Genomic DNA, 23,718 nt, shown 5'->3' with positions numbered 1-23,718 from the left:
CGTTCTCGCCGTGATCACGCGTCGTGCAGACGGCCGTCCCGGACGACCGGGCTGATCGGGCGGCTGGCGCGGCCTGTGCCGCGCTGCGGGTAGCTCATCACGTTGACGTGCCGGTCGACCCGCAGGGCACTGAGCACCCGGTCGGCCACCCCCGGCGCGAGGTCGTACAGCAGCACGAAGGCGCGGGCCGACCGCAGCGGATAGATCACCGGGCGGGGGCGTTCCATGACGCCCACCAGGGCGCGGGCCACCTGCGAGGCCTCCATGACGGGCCACACCAGATGGGCGCCGTTCCCCCCGGCGGTCACGTTGGGGGCCGTGTCGAACAGCGGCGTGCGGACGGCCGCCGGCAGCAGGGCACTCACCGTGATCCCGCTGCGTTCCACCTGCATCAGTTCCTGGCGCAGCGACTGCGTCATGACCTCCACGAAGGCCTTGGTTCCGGCGTAGATCCCGGAGAACGGGAAGCCCACCCGCCCCTCCACGGACGACGTGTTGATGATGTGCCCGCCACCCTGGCGCCGCATGACGGGGATGACCGCCTGCACCCCGTACAGCACGCCCATCACGTTGGTCTCGATCAGGTGCCGCACGCGCCGCTCCTCGCTGTGCTCGACGCTGTCCACGAACATATCGCCGGCGTGGTTGACCATCACGTCGATCCGCCCGAAGCGGGCCACGGCGGCGTCCACCAGCGCCTGCACCTGGGCGCGGTCACTCACGTCGGTGGGCACCGCCAGCGCCGGATGTCCCAGGGTGCCGATCTCCTGGGCCACCTGATCCAGGGCAGCCGCGTCGCGGGCCGCGAGCACCACGTGGGCCCCCCGGACGGCACACTCCAGCGCCGTGGCCCGGCCGATCCCGGTCGAGGCCCCGGTGATCACCACGACCCGGCCGTGCAGGGCACGGCGGCGTGGACGGGGCAGGACAAGGGCGATGGTGCCCACGGCCAGGACGGCGAGCGGGCGGAGCAGGGCATGGGCAAAGCGGAGCGTCGGGGACATGGTTCACCGTAGCGGCCGCGCCCATGGGCTGCCGTCCGGTTGGCTCAAGGGGCCCTGAGCGTCACCCGGTCGGGCGCGCTGCATGAGGACTCCCTCTGCACGGTGGATGGCCGGCGGCACCCACCGGGATCCGGACTGCGCTGTAATGGCGCGGTATGACCTACCGCGCCGCAGTCGTGGGCTCCGGGCCGAACGGTCTGGCGGCCGCCATCACCCTGGCCCGCGCGGGCTGGGGCGTCGACGTGTACGAGGCCAACGCCACGGCGGGCGGGGCCGTCCGCAGCGCGGCGCTGACCCTGCCGGGCTTCATCCATGACGTGGGTTCGGCCATCCACCCGCTCGCGGTGGTGTCGCCGTTCTTCCGCACGCTGCCGCTGGCGCGCTACGGCCTGGAGTTCGTGTCGTCGCCGGCAGCGGTCGCCCACCCGCTGCCGGGCGGCGCAGCCCTGCTGTACCGCAGCGTGGACGAGACGGCCGACGGCCTGGGGACCGACGGTCGGGCCTACCGGCGCCTGCTGGAACCGCTCGTGGACGCGGCAGACGACCTGTTCCGGGACACCCTCAGGCCCCTGCTGCGCGTGCCCCGCCATCCGGTCACGCTGGCCCGCTTCGGCGTGCGCGGTCTGCCGCCCGCCGCCCTGCTCGCCCGCACCGTGTTCCGGGGCGAGGCGGCGCGCGCCCTGTTCGCCGGCCTGAGTGCCCACTCGGAGGTGCCGCTGACCCGGCCCATGACCTCTGCGTATGGCCTGATGCTGGCGGTCAGCGCCCACGTGGTCGGGTGGCCGTTTCCGCGCGGCGGGGCGCAGGCCATCACGGACGCCATGCTGGGGTATCTGGCGCACCTGGGCGGGCGTGTCCACACGCAGCACCCGGTCGACCGGCTAGACGCGCTGGAGGCGGACGTCCAGCTCCTCGACGTCTCCCCGCGCGAGTTCCTGCGCCTGGCCCCGCAGCTGCCGTCCGGGTATGCCCGGCAGCTGCGCGCCTTCCGGTACGGGGCGGGTACCATCAAGCTCGACTACGCCCTGAGTGCTCCCATTCCGTGGCGTGACCCGCGCACGGCCCTGGCAGCGACCGTGCACCTGGGCGGGCCGCTGGACGCGGTCGTGCACAGCGAGGCACAGAGCGTCACCGGCCTGCCCGAGCGGCCCTACGTGCTGCTCGCCCAGCACACCCCCTTCGATCCCAGCCGCGCTCCGGCCGGGCAGCACACCGTGTGGCTGTACGTCCACGTGCCCGGCGGCTACGTCCCGCAGCCGGGCGACATTGACCGGATCGAGGCGCAGATCGAGGCGCTGGCCCCCGGCTTCCGGGACGTGGTGCTCGCCCGGCGCGTCACGTCGGCCGCCGATGCCGAGCGGCACAACCGCAATCTGGTCGGCGGGGACGTCGGGGGCGGGGCCAACACGCTGCTGGGCACCGTGATCCGGCCCGTGCTGTCGGCCTCGCCGTACCGCACGCCGCTGCCCGGCGTGTACCTGTGCAGTGCCAGCACGCCCCCCCGCGGCGGTGTCCACGGCATGGCGGGCCACCACGCCGCGCTGACCGCCCTCCAGGACCACGCGGAGTCGCGGCGGAAGTAGGTCGCGGCGTGCCGAGCGGCCGACCGGGATCATGCCGCCTTCATGAGACGCGCTGGCCTTGTGAAATCCTTGAGGACAGTTCCCCGTCACGGGCCGGCCAGTACGGTGCGCCGGTGCGCGAGGATTCCGTTCCACTCTCCGAGGTGCTGATGGCGCTCCCGGTGCACGAGGGGGCGGGCCTCATGCGCGCCCTGCGGCTGGGCGCCACGGTCACGTGCGTGCAGCGCCACCGGCCGGACGGCCTGCGCTTCGTCCTGTACGGCCAGGGGACGACCGGCGTGGTGAGGACCCGCGAACACCGGCGCCTGGGATCCGACCTGGTGGCCGACCTGATGGCCCGGCTGGAGCCGCAGCTGCACCGCCACTGCCCGCCCGGCGGGTGACCGGCGCGGTGACCTCCGGCAGCGTGCCCACACCACGCCGGCTCCGCCTCCAGCGGCGCGTGCCGACCGACATCCCCAGCTTCCGGTCGCTACACTTCCAGCATGCCCGTGTCCGGCTCCGGCCTGTCTGAGTCCCCTGACATCCCGGAACCGTCCTGGATGCCGCTACAGGAGGTCACCGCGCGCCTCGCCGGGGCCCACACGCGGGAGCAGGTGGAGGACGTGGTGGTGCAGGCGGCCAGCCACCTTCCCGCGGCCCCGCAGGTCACCGTGCTGCGCCGCGAGGGCCTGCAGTTCCGGGTGGCGGCGTCCACGCGGGACGCCACGGCCACGGCCGCGCTGTGGACGGTGGCGTCACCGCAGGGGATCTCGCCGCTCACCGACGCGGTGCGTGACCGGCGCCCCCGCGTGTACGGGCACCGGGAGGCCCTGCTGGCCGAGTATCCGCAGATCGAGACGCAGACCGGGGAAGCGGTGGCGGCAGCGTGCGCGGTCGTGCCCGTGCTGCTGGGCTCCCGCGTCCTGGGCGCGCTGATCCTGGAGTACGACCAGCCCCACGCGTTTGCGGTGACCGAACTGTCCTTCCTGTACGCCCTCGCGTCGCAGGCGGCCCTGACCATCGACCGGCTGCATCTGCTGCGCCAGGCCCACACGCACGAGCAGCAGCGCGACGAGGCGACGCGGCGCAACCAGGCGCTGGAGGCCTTCGCGGTGATGTCACGCGACCTGGCCAGCGAGACCGACCGCTACGTGCTGGTGCGCCGTGCCCAGGAGATCATGCTGTCGCTGCTCACCCCGGGATACGCCCTGTACTGGGAGCAGGCCCCGGACCGCTGGCAGCTGCGGTCCCAGGTGGGCGACATCGGCAACCCCGAACTCCAGCGGCTGGTGGACGAGCACGGCCTGCCCCTGGACGCCCCGGCCCTGGATTCGACGTGGCGGACCGGCGTGCCGAACTACCAGGACGACTACGCCCAGGGCGCCGACACCCCGGCCGAGATGATCCGGCACGTGAACGCCGCCACGGCCTTCCAGGTGCGCATGTACGGGCAGCGGATCGGCATGCTCGCCATCGGCCTGTTCGACCAGCGCGTGTGGACCCCCATGGACAAGGTGCTGCTGGAGACCAGCGTCACGAGCCTGGGCCTGGCGCTGGAACGGGCCGAGCAGACGCGGCACGTGCAGGAGCGCACCGCCGGCCTGGACGCCTTCGTGGCCTTCACCGAGGCCGTGGGGTCCGAGAGCGATGCCCGCCGCCTGGCCCATCTCGCCACGCATGTCCTCCAGGCCCACCTCGAGGACGTCCGTGTCGCGTACTACGAGCGGCAGCACGACATGTGGACCGCGGCCGTGTGGTCGGGCAACATCCGGCCCGACGAGGCCGCGCAGCTGCAGCGCGGCGTGCCGATGGACGCGCCGACGTTCGCCGAGGCGGTGCACTCCCGCGTGGCCGTCTTCTCGGACGGCGGGACGGCCGGGCACGGCCACCCCCGGGCGGCGGACCCGCCGGGAGCGGCGGCCGTCTGCCCCATCTTCATCGACGGGGATCCGCAGGCGATCCTGACGGTGGGCCGGGTGGAGGGCGCCACGTGGACCGAACGGCAGCGGGCCATCGTGCGGGCGGTCGGGCAGAGCCTGGGGCTGGCGCTGGAACGCGCGGCCCAGGCGCGCGCGCTCACGGCGCAGCGGGACGCGCTGGATCGCCAGACGCAGGAACTCGTGGCGGCCAACGAGGAACTCGAAGCCTTCGCGTACTCGGCGTCCCACGACCTGCGGACGCCGGTGCGGCATGTCATGGGCTTCGCCGATCTGGCGCGCATCGCCCTCGCGAACGGGGACACCGAGAAGGTGCTGCGGAACCTGGGCATCGTGCAGCAGGGGGCCCGGCGCATGGAGCAGCTCATCGACGGGATGCTCATGCTGTCGCGGGCGGGCCGGCAGGACTTCCGGCCCCACTGGGTTCCGCTGGCCCCGCTCATCGCGCAGGCCCAGCAGGACGCCCAGCTGGAATTCCCGGCACAGCCCATCACGCTGCACGGGCCGCCCCCGGTGGCGGTGTGGGGCGACCCGACCCTGATCCAGCAGGTCCTGACCAACCTGATCAGCAACGCGGTGAAGTACTCCACGCTCCAGGCGGTCTCCGAGGTGGTCGTCCAGGTGCGGGAGGAGCCCGCCGAGTGGGTGATCACGGTGCGGGACAACGGCGTGGGCTTCGACCCCAGATACGCCGCGCGGCTGTTCGGCATCTTCCAGCGGCTGCACCCGCAGGGCGCGTATCCGGGCATCGGGGCGGGGCTGGCGACGGTGCGGCGGATCGTCGTCAAGCACGGCGGCCGGGTCTTCGCGGACAGCGCCGATGGCCAGGGGGCCACCTTCGGCTTCACCCTCGCGAAACCGGCCCGCTGACCTGGACGCTCTGGTGCCGGCCTACTGGGGGGAATCGGCCTGACGGGCCAGGATGACGCTGCGCCAGTACACCAGGAAGGCGTCGACCTGCTGCACGAACTCCGTGAACGACCGCGACTTGATCAGGTACGAGCTGGCGTGCATGGAATACGCCCGGGTCACGTCGCCCAGGTAGTCCGAGGTCGAGAGCATCACCACCGGGATCAGCTGCAGCGCCGGATCGTCCTTGAGCTGGCTCAGGACGTCGAAGCCGTTGAGCACCGGCATGTTGATGTCCAGGATGATCACGTCCGGGAGGGCGTCCTGCGGCGTGGCCCGCAGGTGATCCAGCGCGTGCTGTCCGGACGCGAAGGTGTCCACACCCACGGTGGCGTCCAGTTCGAGGAAGGCCTCGGTGGCCAGCAGCAGATCCGTGGCGTTGTCGTCGATGAGGAGTACGTGGAACGGACGGGTCATGACACTCCTGCAGACGGGTGGGAGGCGGCGCTGGGGCACGGCGGACGTGGCCATCCACCGTCCATGAAGACGGCCTTCATGTTAGCAGTCGCGGGCATCAGGGTCGCTGGAGGTGGGGCGCCCGCCCGACCGGAGCGCCGCGCCCGCCGTACGCCCGCCTCACTCGCGCGGCGGCCGCGACAGCGCCGGCTCCTCCCGCGGCAGGCTGAACGAGAACGTGGCCCCCTCGCCGGGCACCGACGTCGCCCAGACCTGCCCGCCGTGCCGCTGAATGATGCGCCGAACCGTCGCCAGGCCGATGCCGGTGCCCTCGAATTCGTCCTGCCGGTGGAGGCGCTGGAACACGCCGAACAGCTTGTGCTGGTACTGCGGATCAAACCCCACGCCGTTGTCCGACACGACGATCACGTCGGCGCCGGGCTGGCGCTCGGCCCGGACGGTCACCGCGGGGTGCGGCCGGGTGCCCGAATACTTCACGGCGTTGTGGATCAGGTTGCCCATCACCTGCCCCAGCAGGGTGGCGTCGCCACGCACCGTCGGCAGGGCCTCCACCGTCCACTGGATCCGGTGCTCCTGGGACGGCGGCAGCTCAGTGCGCACCGCCTGCACCAGGACGGTGAGGTCCACCGGATCCCGCGCCAGCGTGTTGCGCGACACGTAGGAGAAGTTCAGCAGGGCGTCGATCAGGACGTTCATCCGCGCCGCCGCCTGGTCGACCACCCCGAGGGCCGAGTCGACCTTGGCGGCGTCGCCGGCCACCACGGCACGCCGCAGGATGCCCAGGAAGCCCTGGATGTGCCGCAGCGGCGCCCGCAGGTCGTGAGACACGCTGTAGCTGAAGGCCTCCAGGCCCTCGTTCGCGGCGACGAGCTGCTCCCGCTGCGCGTCCATGGCCCCGGCCACGTGTGCCCGCTCCAGCGCGAGCGACAGGTGCCGGACGGCCGTGTCGAGGATGATCCGGTCCGTGGGACTCCAGGCCCGGTGGTCGAACAGGGCCACGGCGAGCACGCCACGGGGCCGACCGTCGACGACCACCGGTACGGTGGCCGTGGAGCCGATGTTGCCGGTCTGGTCTGCCAGGCCGTCGGTGTCCGGCGCATAGGAGTCCTGATAGTAGGCCTCGCCGGACTGCCACGGAATCCAGAGGTTGCCCGTGCCCTCAAGGGACAGTCCGGCGTCGACGGTCCGCTGCAGCGTCTCGTTGTTCAGGCTGCCGACCTGCACCTTCACGCGCCACCGGGTGTCCTCGGGCTCGTAGTACAGCGCGACTCCCGGCGGCAGCATCCCCAGGACGATCTGCTGGGCGCGGCGGATCACCGCCAGCACGTCCGTCTCGAAGGCCAGATCCCGGGCGAGTTCCGCGAAGCCCTCCATGGCGTCGGTCCGGGCCTGCAGTTCGGCCCGCTGCGTCAGGAGTTCCCGGGTCAGCCGGGATCGTTCGTCGGCCAGCGAGAGGCCCTGCGCGACGGCATTGAACATGGCGCGGTCGCGCCCACTCCAGGTCGGGCGGTGTGTCAGCCCCGCCGTCAGCAGGCCGACGGTGCCGGGCCCGCGCCGCAGCGGCGCCACCGCCACGGCGCGCAGGTCCGGCAGCAGGCCGACCAGCTCTGGTTCGGTCTGCGGCCACCCCTCGAAGAACTGCGCGTGCCCCTCCGCGTCCGGCGTGAGATGCCGGAATGGCAGGCCCGCCTGGATGTACGCCACGGCCTGCGGCGTGAGCGGGCCGGCCCACGCGACCGCCCGCCAGCGGTCACCGTCGGGCTCGAAATACGCGGCGCTGCCCTGCACGAAGGCCTGCGCCAGGGTCTCCACCGCGTGCCGCGCCAGCGCGAGCGGATCGCTCTCGACCCCCACCATGCGGGTAAAGGACGCGAACACCGCCAGCGCGTCGGTCTCGGCCTGCAGGGACTCGTTGCGCCGCTGCAACGCCCCGACCTGCTGGCGCTCGGTCACGTCCCGCGAACTCGCCAGGATCCCGGTGACCGCGCCGTCCGGGCCCTTGAGGGCATGGGTCGTGGTCTCCAGCCACAGGTAGGTGCCGTCCTTGCGGCGGATCCGGTAGGTGTAGCGCCGGGCACCCGGCTGATCCGGCAGCGCCTCGTAGGTCGTGGTGCGCAGGTCGTCCGGATGGATCAGCTCGTGGGCGGCGCGGCCGATCAGTTCGTCGGCCTGGTATCCCAGCACCGCCACCGCAGCCGGCGTGAGGGACTGGTACGTCAGGCGGCCGTCGGGCAGGTGCACGCTGAGCAGGTCGCTGGCGTGCCGAGTCAGCAGCGCCGAGGCGCCGTCGCGGGAGCGGGGCGTCACCTCCCGGCACAGCAGCCCGGTCCCGTCGTGCCGCGCGAAGACCCGCACCTGCAGCCGGCGCCCACGCGCCGTATCGTGCACCTCGACGTCGGCGGCCTGACCGTGCTGCACGGCGTGCGTGAGCTCCGGGCCGGCCGGCGACGCCAGCCACTCGGGCAGCAGATCCCAGACGGCCTGGTGCCGGGCGGCCCGGAGCTCCACGTTCAGCAGGGCCGCGGCCGGGGCATTCAGATCCACCACCCGCTGCGCCCGGTCGAGCAGGATACACGCGTCCGGCAGGGCCGACAGCAGGTCGTGCCCCGGCCGATCTGGTGCTCCCGCAGAGGTCGCCGGTTCAGACATACGCACGCCGCCCAGTCATGGATTGCCGAACAGTAGCAGCGCGCGCCCCAGCGGCGCTGCGGTTCACCCCACACCTCAAGGGCCCATGAAGGCCCGCCGCCCGCCCGGCCCCGGGGCGGGGCAGCGGGCCGTCAGGGTGGACTCGTGGGCACAGCACAGGGCCCATCCTAGGGGGGCGCCCCTGACGAGCGTGTCACGCCCCGGCCGGCGCACGTGCGATCGGGACTTCAGTTACCCCGCGCGGTTCCGGACGCGCCTAGCATGACGCCCGGATGCGTCCCACACTGCGCCTGGATCGGGGCACGCTCGTCCTGCGGGAGGTGCCGGAGGTGGTCGCGTGCTGGTTCACGTGGGATGCCCGCAGCCAGAACCACCGGGCGCCCGGCGCGAGCTACCGCCCGGTCATGGAGGCGCTGCGCAGCGCGGGTGTCTCAGTGGTCGACGAGGCGGCCGTGTTCTCGAAACTGGAACTCGGCTTCGCGCGCGACGTGACGCCGTACCCGCACCAGATGGCGGCGCTGCGGGCGTGGAAGGACGCGGGGCGGCGCGGCGTGGTCGTGCTGCCCACCGGGGCCGGCAAGACCCTGGTGGCGCAGCTGGCCCTGCGCGACACGCCCCGGTCGGCGCTGATCTGCGTGCCGACCCTGGATCTGCTGCAGCAGTGGTACGCGGGCCTGGTCGCGGCCTTCCCCGACACGAACGTGGGCGTGCTGGGCGGCGGCAGCCACGACGACACGCCGCTGCTGGTCAGCACCTACGATTCCGCCGCCATCCACGCCGAGACCCTGGCCGGAACGTACGCGTTCCAGATCTTCGACGAGTGCCACCACCTGCCCAGCGACTTCACGCGCGTGATCGCGCAGATGGGCCTCGCACCGTACCGCCTGGGGCTGTCGGCCACGCCGAAGCGCTCGGACGGCCGCGAACGCGATCTGGACGACCTGATCGGCCCGGTCGTGTACTCGGTGGCCCCCGACGAACTGGCGGGCGACACGCTGGCGGACTACCGCGAGACGATCATCCGCGTGAAGCTCAGCGCGGGCGAGCAGCGGCGCTACGACGACCTGATCCGCCAGCGCAACGACTTCCTGCGTCTGCAGGGCATCCGTCTGGGCTCGCTGGAGGGCTGGACGGAGTTCATCCGCGCGAGTGGTTCTCCGCAGGGCAGAGCGGCGATGAGGGCGCACCGCGAGGCGAAGTCCCTGGCCTACGGCACCGAGGGCAAGCTGCGCGTGCTGGAGGAGATCCTCGCCACCCATCCATCGGCCCGCACGCTGATCTTCACCGACGACAACGCCACGGTGTACCGCATCTCGCGCGAGTTCCTGATCCCCGCGATCACGCACCAGACGCCGGTCAAGGAACGGCACGCCATGCTGGAGAACTTCCGCAGCGGTGACTACCGCATCCTCGTGACCAGCCGCGTGCTGAACGAGGGCGTGGACGTGCCCGAGGCGAGCGTGGCGGTCGTCCTGTCCGGCACCGCGACCGAGCGCGAACACATCCAGCGCCTGGGCCGCATCCTGCGGAAATCCGAGGGCAAACAGGCCGTGCTGTACGAGGTCATCACCGAGGGCACCAGCGAGGAGCGCGTCAGCCAGCAGCGGCGCGGCCAGTGGTCGCCGGGGATGAGCGCCCAGGACATCGCCGACCACTACCTGGATCTGAATGCTCCCGACTGAACTGCTGCTGTTCCGCGTCCGGGCCGGCCTGGTCGAGCCGCGCCGGCTGCGGCCCACGACCGGCAACCTGGGCACCGCCGACATGCTGATCCAGACCTTCGAGGCGCACATCGGGAAGCGGCGACACGAGCTGGACGAGGAACTGAGAGCGCTGGAGGCCGGCCGGCAGGACTTTCGAGTGGTGCGCGGGCTGGCCCACCTGCTGGCCAACCGGGGGACCTTCGAGGCGGGGGGCCACGTGGAGCCGGGCCACGTGCGGGCCAGGGTCTTCGCCCTCGCGCAGGACCACGTGCCCAGCCGCCGGCACACCGCGCACCTTCTGGAACAGGCGGCACGGGCACTCTCGACCGACACCCCCGTCTCGCCGGCCGAGGTCGCGGCTGCGCTGTACGCGGACCTGCCGGATCAGCAGACGCTGGTGGCCCTCGACGCGCCCACGCCGCTGGAACTCATCCAGCTCTACGACCTGTCGCAGGCCCAGGGGATGCTGTACCGCGCCTACAGTCTGGTGATCACCGCCCGGCGCAACGAGCCGTCCCGCTACAAGCAACTGCTCAAGTACCTGAAGTTCTTCGGCCTGATGGTCACGGTGGAAGGGGACGCGGACGTCGGCTTCACCCTGACGCTGGACGGCCCGACGAGCCTGTTCGGGAGCACGACCCGCTACGGTCTGGCGCTGGCGAAGTTCCTTCCGGCGCTGCTGCACGTCACGAAATGGGATCTGTCGGCCGCCGTGAAGCCGCGCCGGGATCTGGCGTGGGTCGATCCGAAGGACGACGAGTGGTCGTTCCAGCTGACCAGCGAGGACGGCTACGTCAGCCACTACCCGGAACCGAGGGATCACGACTCGGCGCTGGAATCAGGCTTCGTGGAACGCTTCGCGAAACTGGACACCGGGTGGGTGCTGGAACGCGAGGTGGATCTGGTGCCGGTGCCGGGCGGCGTGATCCTGCCGGACTTCCGGCTGGTTCGGGAGGGCCGCAGCGTCCTGGTCGAGATCGTCGGCTACTGGCGGCCCGAGTACCTGCGCAAGAAATTCGACCTGCTCCGCAGATCCGGGCGCACGGACGTGATCGTGTGCGTCTCGGAGCGCCTGAACCTGGAGAAGGCTGGCGTCGATCCCAGCGACTTCGGCGACCGGGTGGTGTGGTTCAAGGGCGTCCTGAACCCGAGGGACGTCCTGGCCGTGGCCGACCGAGTGCGTCCGGCGTGAGCCGCCGACGATGAGGCGTCCTTCACCACGGCGGTACCGGACGGCGGCCGGGGCGCTGTAGCGTCATCCATGACCTTCCAGACGGCCGCCCTCGTGACCTCCATCGACCTGTACCGCCGGTGGCTCTCGCCGCTCAAGGGGTTCCGCTGTGCCCACGCCGCGTTTTACGGCGGGGGGTCGTGCTCGGCGGCGGTGCAGGAACTGATCGCCCAGCACGGCGTGGTCGCCAGCCGCCACGCGGTCGCGGCCCGGTTCCTGGCCTGCCGGCAGGCGTACGGGCACCTGGCCGCCGCGCCGGGCGTGACCGGTGGCCCGAGCGTCCGGGGCGTGTGCTGCTGCGGGCCGCTGCCGATACCCTTCCGCTGCGGCTGATCCCGCTCGGCACGGGGACGGCCGGTGAAGCCGTGGCCCCTGGCTCCAGTGGCCCTGAGCGGATCCCGTGGCGCCGCAGGATCCACCAACGGTGCCGCGACGTCGGCCCCGCGCCGGCACACGACCTCCGGCAGTGGGGATTCCATCCGGCAACGGACGGGGTCTGCACGACTGTGGGCAGGATTCGGCACGGGCGGTGGGGGCCGCGGAACCGCACGGCCCCGAGCCCGCTGGGCTTCTGCAAAGGCACGGTGATCCGAGCGATCAGGAGCCCAGCGGGCGTCGACCACCGGTCGGTGGGCTCCACGGCGCGCTGCAATGAGAAGATTGAGCATCCACCTTGACCGGCACGGCGTCAGGACGGGTACACCGCGGATTCACACGGCACACACGGGTACAGGCCTTCTCCTGCCTGCACGGCAGCATCGGAATCTCCGCCGGCACATCCGATCCGGCGTGCCTGCGTCCATGCAGCGAGGCCTCCAGACGCGAGGGTTCCGGACATGGTCTCCGGTCATGCGGCCAGGGGAAGGCCACACCCTGATGCGCCGGGTGACCACGGAGCTGCCGGTGACGACGAGCCCCGCTCCGGCCGACGTCCCGCCACGGTTCAGGAAGCGGCGCGTCACCGCCCTGAGCCTGTGCCACGGCCCGTGGCGTGCCATCCTGACTCCATGCCCCGGCACTGCCCATTCGGCCGCATCCGTGACGCGTTGGTGACCGGCGATCATGACCGGTCTGCCCGCCGGACGGACACACCGGACGCACGGCAGCGGGTCAGGGCGGGCACGACCAGCAGCAGGGAGAGCCGGATCGCGCGGTCATGCGGCGGAGCGCGGTGCTGAGCACCGCCCAGACGCACCTGCTGAGGTGGATCCGGGAAGGCTCCCTCGTGGAGCGGACGGACGTCACCGGGGTGGGCGAGCACGTGGAACTGTTCATGGGAGGCACCGCCGTGGAGCAGGGTGACATCGACGTCCTGGAAGCCCAGGGGCTGATCGAGGCACTGAGCATGTGGACGATCCACGATTACGGCTATGTCCGCTACGGCCTCACGGCGTTCGGTCTGGCGGTGCTGCAGACCAGCGAGCAGGATCACCTGGAGTGAACGGCACGCCCACGGGTGTCCACGGCCAGCCACCACCGGGCGGGGGATCCGGCAGGGCCGTGCCGGGTCACGTCCGATCAACCCGAACCGGGCGATCCGCTGTGCCCCGGCCCAGAACAGGAGTCCGGTCACCGCTGCCGCCCGGCTGATGACTGGGACACACCTGTGGAGTGGTGGCACGTTGCGCAGGTGCGGCGATCTGAAAACTTCCCGTGCTCCACGCTGTGGAGCACGTTCAGGTCGCCTCTACAGTCCGCTGCAACACCCTGGTCAACCAGTCTCATCAACCAACACGTCAGAAAGAACGGCAGCAGCAAGGGTTCAGGTCACGAAAACGAGCACCGGGCGTCCTCGACCTGCACGCCCGATCTCGAACCTTCACCATCCCGCTCGCTCCACCGCCTCTGCTCGCTCCCGCCGGGGGTGCCAGGAAGCAGTCTGCAAGACCTGGCAGCAGGTCTTGCGACAGGCGGCCCGAAGTTCAGGCCGCCTGCGTGCCTGGATCCCCTCTGTTTCCGTGCGTTCCCTACCTTGTCACAACCGTGGGCAGGGCAGGGCCGTGAGCTCATGGTGGGAATGGTCAGCCAGGTGGGACGGCCGGTGACGGTGGTGCCGGGCCGGCGCTGGCCCTGGTCGCACCGGGCGCTGACCGATCCGCTCACCACGCTGGCAGAGCACACCGCGCAGGTTCAGGACACAACCTGCGGTTGTGTGGCCTCCCCGTCGCCACCATTCGCCCCGGCCTGCGGTCCGTTCCCGCAGACGCCCTGCCGGCAGTCACCCTGCGGCCCGGCAGGTGCGCGTGCTGGGGACGGGCCTCAGCGGCCCGTCAGTCGCTGCCCCATCGTCAGCCCACCGGCGCGCTCAGCCTCCAGCCAGCGCGACGTCATCGGGTACATCGCGCACCAGCGCTCCGCCTCCCGGCTCCGCCACACCGGATCCACCTGCACGCAGCCATCGGCCTGTGCAGCTTCCAGCACCTTCGTGCGCAGCTGGTACCTCAGCCCGGTGTCCACCTCCGTCACCGCCGCACACCATCCCCCGCGCGTCCCACCATGTCCGGTGCGGCCGATCCCGGGCGGCGTGTCCAGCACGACCAGCGTCCCACGCCGCAGCGTCGCCAGCAGGGCCTCCACGCTCGTCAGCAACCGGATGGGCCGGGACGCCGTCGTCTCGCCAGCGACCGTGATGACAGCCCCGACCTCCGGCCGGTCGTCCGCCACACCCGTCACGGCCCCCGCCGACCACTGCGGGAAGGGGATGGTCTTGGCGGCCACCAACTGCCTGAGCCGGGTGGAGCCCACGACGCGGCCAGCGCGGTGGAGGTCACGCACAGCGGTCGAGACCGTCTGGTGCCACTGACCGTGGGCATATCGGTACCCGGCGGCCTTGGCCGCATACCGCTGCGCGTAGGTGTTGCCGCCGAGGGTGACCTCGACCTGAAGCCGGCCGGCCACCGCCGGTTGCGGCGGGGGAACGTCCAGGGAATGGCCGGGGAGGAGCACGGCGCGGGCGTATCCCCGGGTGGGCAGCGGCAGGACGGCGACGGAACCGGACGGGTCTGGGAGGGACAGGGACATGACGTCCTCGCTTTAAGCGCGTTCAGGGGACGCGTTTGTGTCAGTCTGCACCGGCCTCATGATGATCTGACTTCTCGGCGCGGTGCAGATGGGAACGGCTCCGGAACCAGGTGAATGCACGCACTGGGTCGCCAGATGGGCGCGAAGCACGCGGATCAGGTCAGCGTTGGCGTGATCGTGTGCGGTGCGGGGCGAGGATTCCGGAGTCAACGCAGGGCACCATGCCGTGAGCTGGGGGCGCCGTCACACGCCCCTGGGCACACGGTGTGAAGGCTGTCCAGCGCCCGTGCGAGGTGCCCCATCTGACGAACCTGGCCACGCCGCGCGTGATCGAGTTCGAGCGCCGCACGTGGCAGCTCAGCCAGAACCCGGACGCCTCCCACGTCGGCAGGCACTGGTGGCTGGACGCGCCTTGCTGCGACAGGTGGGTGCTGACGTGCAGGCCCGAGACGGTGAAGGTGGCGCAGTTCGGCGGGCCCTGGAACGGGTCGCCGTGGTGGGTGCGGCGGAGTCAGGAGTGCGGAGCAGCCTGATCGCGTTCGAGCAGATCCGTATCCCGGAGATTCCATGGGAAGCCGCTCGTATCGATCGATCACCGGCACTTCGAAGGTGCGCACACCGATGACGGCCTGAACGACGCAGAGATTCCCACCGTCGGTTCGGAGCGTATCGCCTGCCTCCTGCCATGGAGATTGATGACAACCCGCCCCATCCCAGCAGTGGCCAGGGTGGGGCGGGTGCGTTCGGCTCTGGTCGTCCGATGGCTCAGGGTGGAGACATGGAATTCAGCGGCTGGTCGCGGACGCCCGCCGCACCGTCGCTGTCCTGCCCCAGGCGGCCGAGCGCGTGGTCTCCCCTCCTCGATCCAGGCGGCCGGGCACGCCTCACCACTCCTCAGTGCCGGGGCGTTCCCGTGGCAGCAGGGAATGGTACCAGTAGTGAATGACGTGCCCCATCTGCCGAGTGAAGCCCTCATACGTTCGTGCCTTGACCAGGTAGGAATTCGCATGGAGCGCGTATGCCGCCTTCACGTCCGTCGGGCTCGGGGCCAACGCCAGCATCACAACCGGGAGGGTCTGCAGCCGGGGTTCCGCACGGATGGCCTGGAGCAGATCGAGGCCGGACATGCCGGGCATCTGCACGTCCAGCATGACCACGTCCGGGAGCTCGGCTGACGGCGCGCGCAGCATGTCCAGAGCGGCCCGGGAACTGGACTGCGTCCTCAGCACGGTGAAGTCGGAGTGGTCAGCAAAGACGAGTTCCGCCAGTTCGAGATCGTGGGTGCTGTCATCCACGAGCAGCACACGAAGACGATGCATCCCTCAAGGTACTCCCTCGGGCGCGTCCTGATCGGTGTGCCGTGTTCAGAAGGGCGACGACGTGGTGCGGACGTGCAGCCAGAACGTCACGAACGCATCGATCTGCTGCACGAAGCTCCCGAAGTCCAGCTGCTTGGTCATGAAGGAACTCGCGTGCAGTGAGTACGCGCGCTCGACGTCATGGGGGTGCGTGGAACTGCTCAGGATCACCACCGGGATCCTGTCGAGCCGCGCGTCGCTCTTGAGCGCGTTCAGCACGTCGAAGCCGGACATGCCGGGCATGTTCAGGTCGAGCAGGATGACGTCGGGCAACACGGTGTCCGGCTGCTGCAAGAAGGCCAGGGCGCGCGCACCGGACGCGCAGGTGTCGATCACGACGTGCGTCTTGTGCTGGTCGAAGACCTCACGGGCGAGTTCGCGGTCGGCGGCCCCGTCATCGACGAGCAGCACGCGCAGTGGGCGGCGGATGGTCATCCCTGGGACGGTGGCGGACGGCACGCATCACCATCGCATGACGAGCTTCATCAGGTCGTTCCGGAGGTTCCATCCAGTTCGGCCGCCCGTGTCGACCCTGGCTCACCGGCTCGGCGACGGCACCCTGACGGTCATCCAGTGATCAATTCAGACCCCGCGGTGCGGCAGCTGACCACGAGTCACCACCCATGAGCTGAACGAACTGTCGGTTCCTGTTGGCGTTGTTGGCCCGATGTCCCGGACGGCCCATCAAGGGGTTCTCCGGCGCAGGACAGAGTCCAGGCGAACCGCGCCACTGGCCGTCGTCAGCCGGTCACCATCACGGTTGGCCTTCTGAACCGACAGGTACTCCATCAGACAATGGTGGCACGTGCGAGAACCCCCAGCGTGAACCGGTGACAGAGCCAGCCAGCGGACGTGAGGACGTCAAGAAGCAAACGGTCGCCGGGCAGCGTCTGACCGCTCAACACCGCGCCAACCTGCCAACCCACCTGGCCACCGCTCACGCAGCCTGGTTGGCGCCGATACTATGGGGAATGTCCGAAGCAGGTGCGTCTGATCTCGACCGTCTTTACGGTCTCCTCTCGCAGCGCACCTTCCTCCTGCAGTTCAACGACGCCCTGAGACCCCTCGCCGACCCAGTCGAGATCCAGACGACGGCAATCCGCGTGCTGGGCGAGCACCTGGGCGCCAACCGGGTGCTGTACTTCGAGATCCACGGTACCGATTACGTCGTCGAACACACCTACGTACATGACGCCGCGCCACTCACCGGTCACTTTCCGATCCATGCCTTCAGCCCGCAGGTGCTGGAAGCGCACTACGCCGGCCGCACCGTGACCCTCCCCGATGTCGCGGCCGATCCTGAGCTGTCACCGGAACAGAAGGACGCGTACGCGGCGATCGGCGTTGGGGCCCTGGCCGATGTCTCTCTGGTCAAAAACGGCACATTCATCGCCGGTCTGGCCATCCATTTCTCCCGGCCCCACGCGTGGACCCCCGAGGACATCACCCTGTGTGAAGAGGTCGCCGAACGCACGTGGGGAGCGGTCGAACGGGCCCGTACCGAATCGGCCTTGCGGGAATCGGAAGACAAGTTCCGTACCCTGTTCAACTCCATCGACGAGGGGTTCTGCATCGTCGAGATCCTGTTCAGCCCCTCCGGGGAGCCCGTGGACTACCGCTTTGTCCAGGCGAATCCGGCCTTTGCCGAGCTGACGGGCCTCCCCGCCGACGCGCTCGGCAAGACGGCTCGAGAGCTCGTTCCCGATCTGGAAGCGTTCTGGGTCGAGACGTATGGCGGGGTCGCGCGGACGGGGAATGCCGTGCGGTTTGAGAACCGATCGGAACCGATGAACCGCTGGTTCGACGTGTACGCCACTCGCGTCGGCGGCGCGGGCAGCACCCAGGTGGCCATCGTGTTCAACAACATCAGCGAGCGCAAGCAGGCCGAGGCGGACATCAAGGAGCTCAACCGCCTCCTGGAGGCGCGCATCGAGGAACGCACCCGCACCCTCGCGGACGAGCGCGCCGCCCTGGAAGTGTCGAATGAGGAGTTGCAGGCGTTCAACCACAGCGTCTCGCACGATCTTATGACCCCCCTGCGGCATATCGCCGGCTTCGCGCAGCTCGCCAGCAGGAACCTGCACGATCCGGAGAAGACTCGCCGCTATCTGCAGATCATCGTGGAGGGCGCGCAGCGCATGGAGACCCTGATCGAGGCCATGCTGGCCCTGTCCCGCACTGGACAGCGCGAACTCAGTGTGGGCGCGGTGGATCTGAACGACCTCCTCAGGCAGGCGCAGCTGGATGTGGCCGCCCAGCTGGGCGGCCGAACCGTCGAGTGGCGGTTACGCCAACTGCCGGTGGTTCGGGGCGACCGCGTGACCCTGCAACAGGTGATGACCAACCTGCTGGAGAACGCGTCGAAGTACAGCGAGAACCGCGATCCGGCGGTGATCGAGGTCTGGGCCGACGAGGACGCCCAGCAGTGGACGGTCTTCGTGCGGGACAATGGGGCGGGCTTCGATCCGGCGTATGCGGGCAAGCTGTTCGGGATCTTCCAGCGCCTGCATCATCAGGACGAGTTCAAGGGGACAGGGGTCGGCCTGTCGCTGGTGCGGCGGATCATCACCCGACATGGCGGGACGGTGGGTGCGACCGGGGGTGTCGACCAGGGAGCGACGTTCTGGTTCACCCTGCCCAGGCCGGAACGCACATCGACCAGCGGGTGAGTGCGGTGGTGAGGGATGTGGTGACTGAGCGGACGTCACGGGTTGTGGCACGTACATCTCATACGCCGAGCTGAGGTTGCAGCACTCAGCTCGGCATACCGGAGATTCCGACCGGACGGTGGCCATGCAGGTTCAGGAGGCCTCAGCGCGCACCTTGGCCCGCATCACGTCCGTGAGGGTCTGCTTGCCAATCCCGGTGACCGAGAGAGGGCACCGGCAGGCCTCCAGTCTGCCGGTCGAGCCTGGCCCGGATGGCGCGGGAGCGCCCGCGGTGCTCCTCGACGGTGTACGCCGGTGATCGCCTGCGCGTACCCGCACCACGCGCGCCCGGCGAAGGCCTCACACCCTGGGCCATCGCTCAGGGAGGGCAGATGACGGCGCACCTCACCGTCGGTGGGCACCCCACCACCTGACCGGCGGGTCGTCCACGGTTCGCGGGAGGTTCGTGAGGGCAGGCATGATGTTTGATTCTTTTAGAGAGATAAAAGATTGTAAATACATTGATGAATCATCATCAAGGAGCGGTGCACGGCGCGTGCTGGACGCTCATTTTCGGCGAAAAGGTCAGAGATGACCGATACTTCGACCCCCAAAAGGTCAGAGCTGTCCGGTCCCCGGAGGGCCAGAAGGTCAGAGTTGTCCGAGGGTGCGGTCGGCAAAAGGTCAGAGATGACCGATACTTCGACCCCCGAAAGGTCAGAGCTGTCCGGTCCCCGGAGGGCCAGAAGGTCAGAGTTGTCCGAGGGTGCAGTCGGCAAAAGGTCAGAGATGACCGATACTTCGACCCCCGAAAGGTCAGAGCTGTCCGATAGGGACTACCGCCAGGCGGGCGCACACCCGTCACCCCGGGTGGGATCAGGGAATCTGCGCACCCAGAGGGCCTGAAAAGACACGGCCCACGTGTCAAGGTCAGAGATGTCCGATACCTGGCGGCCTCCAGTTCCAGCTCGGCCGATCCCAAAAGGTCAGAGATGTCCGATACCGTGCGGAGCTGGACATGCCGACCGCCCCAGCGTGGGACGTGTAGGCGTCCGGTGTGCCTGGAGTCGGCTCAATTCCTGCGCTGCTCGGGTTTCCTGCGAGAGGACAGGTGAACGCCTCTGGCGTCCACAAGGTCAGAGCTGTCCGATAGCCCGGTGCCAGAAAGGTCAGAGATGTCCGATACCCCCCACGACCTCATGGTAGCGGCTCTTCGCCATGCTGGACGCATCCAGTGGTGTTCACGGGGGGCTGACAGGGGAGCGCATGCGCCTCCAGGAAGCGCGGGCGTGCTCTATCATCTGGTCTCAGACACAGGAGGCCAGGGTGGCGCGCAGAAAGTCTCAGGAGAAGCAGGCTCCCAAGCCCGTGGGGCAGCTGACCCGCATGGAGGAAGCCAATGTCGCGCGCCTGGGCCTGATCAGCATTCAGGAACGCATCCCCGCCGACTTCACGACCTGGACCGTGAACTTTCAGGTGGACGGGCGACCTGCCAAGCTGACGTGCATCGGTTCCCCGGATGTCGGCGGGGTACCGCACGGCCTGGACGGCGACATTGCCACCGCCCTGATGGATCTCTACGTGGAGGCCGGCGCACTTGGTGACGGACGCATCCACACGACGCCGTACCAGATCCTGACGCGGGCCGGCCTCGACACCTCGGGCCGCTACTACCAGATTCTCAATCAGACGTTACTGCGGTTGCGCAGCACCACCTACAAGGCCTCGGAGGCGTGGCGCGACCATGGACGCGGCCGCTGGACGACCGCGACGTTCAACTACCTGGCGGACTTCGAATACACCAGTGACAGCGACCAGACGGAGCTGTCGAGCAGCAGCGCCATCACGATCCGCCTGGCCGACCCGATCGTCGCGTCGATCCGTGCGCGCTACACCAAGCCCCTCGACCTCGAGTTCCTGACCAGCCTCGAGCGCCCCCTGACACGCGCGCTGTACCGCCTGATCGACGCGCGGCGCTACAATCCGCTGAGCCCGGATGAGCCGCTGATGGAGTTCACGGTGAGCGTCACCGAGTGGGCCGAAGCCTGCAAGATCCTGGAGCGCAAGGCCACCCGTGTGCGCCTCCAGCTCAAGAGTGCCCACGACGAGCTGATCGAGCGCAAGTACCTCAGCGGCGCGGAGTACACCGGCCGCGGCGTCAAGCAACTGCTGACCTACACGTTCGCTGCTGGGCAGCCGCGCCTGCCGGACTCAGGGCTGGTCGCGGCGCTGACTGCGGTGCAGGTGAGCGCGGCCGTCGCCCGCAAGCTGATCACCGATCTGGGTGAAGAGCACGTCCAGGCGCGGCTGGCGAAATTCCACCAGCTGATGGCGCGCGGGTACAAGGCCCGCAGCCGCTCGGCCCTGCTGGTCGACGTGATCAAGGACACCGAGGGGAAGTATCCCGATGAACCCGAGGGCGTCATCCCGCCGCTGGAACGCCGCGCCGCGCCAACCTACATGCCGAGCCTGGACGAGGCCGCCAGTGACGACGGCCCACTCGAGGCCCAGGTCGAGGCGGCCATGAAGACGCTCCAGTTCCTGCTGCGCGAGCGTTTGAGCGTGAACGAGTACGCCCTGCTGCGCGCCGGCCTGATCGCTGGACAGCCGGACATCAAGACCGCCACCCGGGAGGCGGCCGCCGCGAAGGTCAGCGGCAGGCTCGATCAGTACGCCGTGGATCTGCTCACGGTGCTCCACGCCGCCCTGAACCGCGCCGCCCGCACCGCGCGGGCGTGAGCTGGACGAAGTGCTGCGCGTCCCTGAAGGCCACCGATCGCGCGGGCGTGCCCCCGGTGGGCTGCCGGGATGACGGGTGTTCAGCGTGGACGGGCCGCACGCGGCGCTGGTGCCGGAACCGACAGGGTCGCGGGGCGTGACGGAGCACGCCCGCTGGATGCTGTTCGAACGGGCCACCGATGACCAGCGGTTCGTCTGCGGCGGTCTGACCGCGGTGTGCACTTCCGCCCCGGGGCGGAACGGATGCCCCAGGGCTCCACGTCCAACCGCTGCCGTGTCAGGGACTCGCTCCGCTCGGTTCAGAGGCACTGAGGGTACTTCCATTCCCCTGACATCTGCTGTGAGTGATCGTCTCCGGCCGCGGCGCACCGGCCGGCTCCCCGTGTGCCCGCGCTGGATGGGTGCTGTGCTCTGGTGGAGGGCCCACTGGGGCCCCTGATCGAGACGGACACGGCGAACCAGACCACGGTGCCGGGCGTGTCCGCGGCGGGCGCCATCACGCCGAGGGTCGGCAGTGCCAGCCTGGCGGCGGCCGGTGGGGTGCGGGCCGGCACGGCGCCGCATCAGCCGTTGATCGTCGGGCCACTGGACGGGCTGGCCACGGTACCCCCGGCTGTGGTGGAACCGGATCGCCGACCGTCGGAGCCCGCCCGTCCCGGCCGCCCACGTCCGCTGGATGAACGGGGACGTCACCGGTCGCCTGCGCCACCCCGCACCAGTGAGACAGACTGGAAGCCGGCAGGCGGAGACCGGGCGCTCCCGCGACCTTCCGGCGGCTTGATAGACTGCCCGGGATGTCCATGACGCCCTTTCACCTGCTGCTCGTTGACGACGAGGTGGCGGACGCCGAACTGTTTGAAGAGGTCTTCCGGGAGGACTTCCCCGAGGTCAGGATCACGCGCGCGCTCAACGGTCAGGAGGCCCTCGACTATCTGGCCCGGAGCGAGACCGATCCGACTGTCGCCACTCCGCAGCTCATCGTCCTCGACCTGAACATGCCCGTGATGAACGGACACGAATTCCTGGAGCGTGCCAAGGCCCACGACCGCCACCGCAGTATTCCGGTGCTGGTGCTGTCGACATCGGCCGGGATCAAGGACGTCCAGCGGTCGTATCACAACTTCGCCAGCGGCTACGCCGTGAAGCCGGCCTCATACGCAGATCTCAAGGCCCTGATCCAGCGGGTCAGCGATTACTGGCGGGGGGCCGTGGTGCTGCCCCGCATTGATCAGCTGGCCGACTGAACGCCGGCTCCGCTCCGGCGGGGTCGGACGCGGCGTCCCAATCAGCCGCGGTGCCCGGCCCACGGCTGGGCGACGCCGGCCGGCGTGGGCGCTGCAGGCAGCGTGAAGTGAACCGTGGTGCCGCCCCGGGGGTTGCCGGTGATCCAGATGCGTCCGCCGTGCCGCTCGATGATCTTGCTGCACACGGTCAGGCCGATGCCGTTGCCGCTGGTCGGCGTGCGGTTGTGCAGGCGGCGGAACAGCTCGAACACGTGCGTGCGGTGTTCCTGCGGGATGCCCTGACCGGCGTCTGCGATCTCGAACGTCACGGTGTCCCCCGACCGGACGCCCTGGATCGTCACGGACAGGTCATGCCCCTCGCTGTATTTGAAGGCGTTGCCCAGCAGGTTCATCAGCAACTGGTGCATCTGACCGGCATTGGCCCAGACGGCAGGCAGGTCACCCCACGCGGGCGGAGCGGAGGCCGGCCAGTCCAGCGCCCCCAGCACCTCCGGGAGCATGGTGTCCATTCTGACCACGTCCATCGGCGGCGTGACGGACAGTTCGGTCATGGTCAGGATGTCCTGCACCAGGCGACGGGCGCGGCCCGCCTGCACAATGATGTGCCGCAGGTGCCGCTCGGCGCGCTCATCGATCGACCGTCCCAGGTGCCGCTCCAGCAGCATGTCCGCGTGCAGGCTCAGGGTGCGCAGCGGTTCCTGCAGGTCATGGGACGCCACCGCAGCGAACTGGCTGAGGTCGTCGTTGCTCAGCTCCAGCGCACGGTTCTGCTGCTGCAGCGTGCGCTGACTGGCTTCCAGTTCCTGGGTGCGGGCGAGCACCCGGGCTTCCAGCGTCCGGTTGAGGTCGCGCACCTCGAGTTCCGCGACCTTGCGACGGGTGATGTTCTCGTGCGCGACCAGCACATAGGTCTGCCCGTCCTGGACGAAGCGCGTGACGCGAGCCACGAAAAACCGCTGCTCGGTGGGGGAATGGCACGGGTACTCCCATTCGAAGGACTCGATCTCCCCCTGCATCACCTGCTGGATCCCGGTGGCGACCGCGAGGGCATCGGCCTGATCCGGCCCCTGCACCTGACGGCACAACTCCAGATAGTTCGTTCCCAGGTCGTTGCTGCCGCCATTGTGCTGCGCGAAGACCTCCCACGCCCGGTTGACGGCCAGCACGGTGCCGCGCTGATCCAGAATCGCCACGTGGGCCGACAGGGCGTCGAACGCTGCCACCGCGTACCGGACGGGCGAGGTGCTCCTGCGCGGCATGCCTCAGCCTATCAGCCGGTGCCGGCCCGCTTCG

Annotated in this window: 18 protein-coding genes; 11 read left to right on the top strand and 7 right to left on the bottom strand. The window is 69.8% G+C overall.

Annotated features, from left to right (window positions below):
• Positions 1 to 14: 14 nt before the first annotated feature.
• Entirely contained in the window at positions 15 to 1,004 is a 990-nt protein-coding gene (locus tag U2P90_RS19780) for an SDR family oxidoreductase (RefSeq protein WP_322474924.1), read from the bottom strand.
• Between the two features lie 155 nt (positions 1,005 to 1,159).
• Here U2P90_RS19780 and U2P90_RS19775 point away from each other — a divergent pair, with 155 nt between their 5' ends.
• The 3 genes from U2P90_RS19775 to U2P90_RS19765 all read left to right on the top strand — a co-directional run bounded on the left by U2P90_RS19775 (position 1,160) and on the right by U2P90_RS19765 (position 5,376).
• Complete coding sequence (locus tag U2P90_RS19775) at positions 1,160 to 2,587, top strand: NAD(P)/FAD-dependent oxidoreductase (protein ID WP_322474923.1); 1,428 nt, start codon at positions 1,160 to 1,162, stop codon at positions 2,585 to 2,587.
• 113 nt (positions 2,588 to 2,700) lie between these two features.
• On the top strand, positions 2,701 to 2,970 hold the full coding sequence (locus tag U2P90_RS19770; RefSeq protein WP_322474922.1) for a hypothetical protein: 270 nt from the start codon (positions 2,701 to 2,703) through the stop codon (positions 2,968 to 2,970).
• A gap of 102 nt (positions 2,971 to 3,072) precedes the next feature.
• Entirely contained in the window at positions 3,073 to 5,376 is a 2,304-nt protein-coding gene (locus tag U2P90_RS19765) for an ATP-binding protein (protein ID WP_322474921.1), read from the top strand.
• Positions 5,377 to 5,397: 21 nt separating this feature from the next.
• Here U2P90_RS19765 and U2P90_RS19760 read toward each other — a convergent pair whose 3' ends face one another.
• Positions 5,398 to 5,832, bottom strand: a complete 435-nt coding sequence (locus U2P90_RS19760; protein WP_322474920.1) for a response regulator — start codon at positions 5,830 to 5,832, stop codon at positions 5,398 to 5,400.
• 159 nt (positions 5,833 to 5,991) lie between these two features.
• Positions 5,992 to 8,481: an ATP-binding protein gene (locus U2P90_RS19755; protein ID WP_322474919.1), complete on the bottom strand. Its 2,490-nt coding sequence runs from the start codon at positions 8,479 to 8,481 to the stop codon at positions 5,992 to 5,994.
• A 272-nt stretch (positions 8,482 to 8,753) separates the two neighbouring features.
• Here U2P90_RS19755 and U2P90_RS19750 point away from each other — a divergent pair, with 272 nt between their 5' ends.
• The 4 genes from U2P90_RS19750 to U2P90_RS19735 all read left to right on the top strand — a co-directional run bounded on the left by U2P90_RS19750 (position 8,754) and on the right by U2P90_RS19735 (position 12,856).
• Positions 8,754 to 10,163, top strand: coding sequence for a DEAD/DEAH box helicase family protein (locus U2P90_RS19750; RefSeq protein ID WP_322474918.1), 1,410 nt, complete (start codon positions 8,754 to 8,756; stop codon positions 10,161 to 10,163).
• Positions 10,150 to 11,376, top strand: a complete 1,227-nt coding sequence (locus U2P90_RS19745; RefSeq protein WP_322474917.1) for a DUF790 family protein — start codon at positions 10,150 to 10,152, stop codon at positions 11,374 to 11,376. Before U2P90_RS19750 ends, U2P90_RS19745 begins: the two co-directional genes overlap by 14 nt.
• Positions 11,377 to 11,445: 69 nt before the next feature.
• Positions 11,446 to 11,748 carry a membrane protein insertion efficiency factor YidD gene (gene yidD / locus U2P90_RS19740; protein WP_295813897.1) on the top strand — a complete coding sequence of 101 codons (303 nt, stop codon included), beginning with the start codon at positions 11,446 to 11,448 and terminating at the stop codon, positions 11,746 to 11,748.
• 823 nt (positions 11,749 to 12,571) lie between these two features.
• Entirely contained in the window at positions 12,572 to 12,856 is a 285-nt protein-coding gene (locus U2P90_RS19735) for a hypothetical protein (RefSeq protein WP_322474916.1), read from the top strand.
• Positions 12,857 to 13,674: 818 nt separating this feature from the next.
• Here the strand turns inward: U2P90_RS19735 and U2P90_RS19730 are convergent.
• The gene (locus U2P90_RS19730; RefSeq protein ID WP_322474915.1) at positions 13,675 to 14,436 is read right to left on the bottom strand and encodes a hypothetical protein; all 762 of its coding nucleotides are present in this window, start codon (positions 14,434 to 14,436) and stop codon (positions 13,675 to 13,677) included.
• A gap of 266 nt (positions 14,437 to 14,702) precedes the next feature.
• Here U2P90_RS19730 and U2P90_RS19725 point away from each other — a divergent pair, with 266 nt between their 5' ends.
• Entirely contained in the window at positions 14,703 to 14,969 is a 267-nt protein-coding gene (locus U2P90_RS19725; RefSeq protein ID WP_322474914.1) for a hypothetical protein, read from the top strand.
• Between the two features lie 351 nt (positions 14,970 to 15,320).
• Here U2P90_RS19725 and U2P90_RS19720 read toward each other — a convergent pair whose 3' ends face one another.
• Together U2P90_RS19720 and U2P90_RS19715 are read right to left on the bottom strand one after the other, a co-directional pair.
• Entirely contained in the window at positions 15,321 to 15,740 is a 420-nt protein-coding gene (locus U2P90_RS19720) for a response regulator (protein WP_322474913.1), read from the bottom strand.
• 60 nt (positions 15,741 to 15,800) lie between these two features.
• Complete coding sequence (locus U2P90_RS19715; protein ID WP_322474912.1) at positions 15,801 to 16,229, bottom strand: response regulator; 429 nt, start codon at positions 16,227 to 16,229, stop codon at positions 15,801 to 15,803.
• Positions 16,230 to 16,624: 395 nt separating this feature from the next.
• On the opposite strand from U2P90_RS19715, the gene U2P90_RS19710 reads away from it, so the two are divergent.
• The 3 genes from U2P90_RS19710 (at position 16,625) to U2P90_RS19700 (ending at position 22,425) form a co-directional block, all read left to right on the top strand.
• A complete protein-coding gene (locus tag U2P90_RS19710) occupies positions 16,625 to 18,463 on the top strand; it encodes a sensor histidine kinase (protein ID WP_322474911.1) in 1,839 nt (612 codons plus the stop codon).
• 1,305 nt (positions 18,464 to 19,768) lie between these two features.
• Positions 19,769 to 21,181, top strand: a complete 1,413-nt coding sequence (locus U2P90_RS19705; RefSeq protein ID WP_295817810.1) for a replication initiator protein A — start codon at positions 19,769 to 19,771, stop codon at positions 21,179 to 21,181.
• Positions 21,182 to 21,975: 794 nt separating this feature from the next.
• Positions 21,976 to 22,425: a response regulator gene (locus U2P90_RS19700; RefSeq protein WP_295817809.1), complete on the top strand. Its 450-nt coding sequence runs from the start codon at positions 21,976 to 21,978 to the stop codon at positions 22,423 to 22,425.
• A 41-nt stretch (positions 22,426 to 22,466) separates the two neighbouring features.
• Here the strand turns inward: U2P90_RS19700 and U2P90_RS19695 are convergent, their stop codons facing one another.
• Entirely contained in the window at positions 22,467 to 23,684 is a 1,218-nt protein-coding gene (locus tag U2P90_RS19695; protein WP_322474910.1) for a sensor histidine kinase, read from the bottom strand.
• Positions 23,685 to 23,718 lie beyond the last annotated feature (34 nt).

The sequence above is a fragment of the Deinococcus sp. AB2017081 genome (assembly GCF_034440735.1).
In the GTDB taxonomy this organism is placed as follows: domain Bacteria; phylum Deinococcota; class Deinococci; order Deinococcales; family Deinococcaceae; genus Deinococcus; species Deinococcus rufus.
Note: the sequence above shows the minus strand (reverse complement) of the source record. Positions and strands in the feature narration are given on the sequence as shown.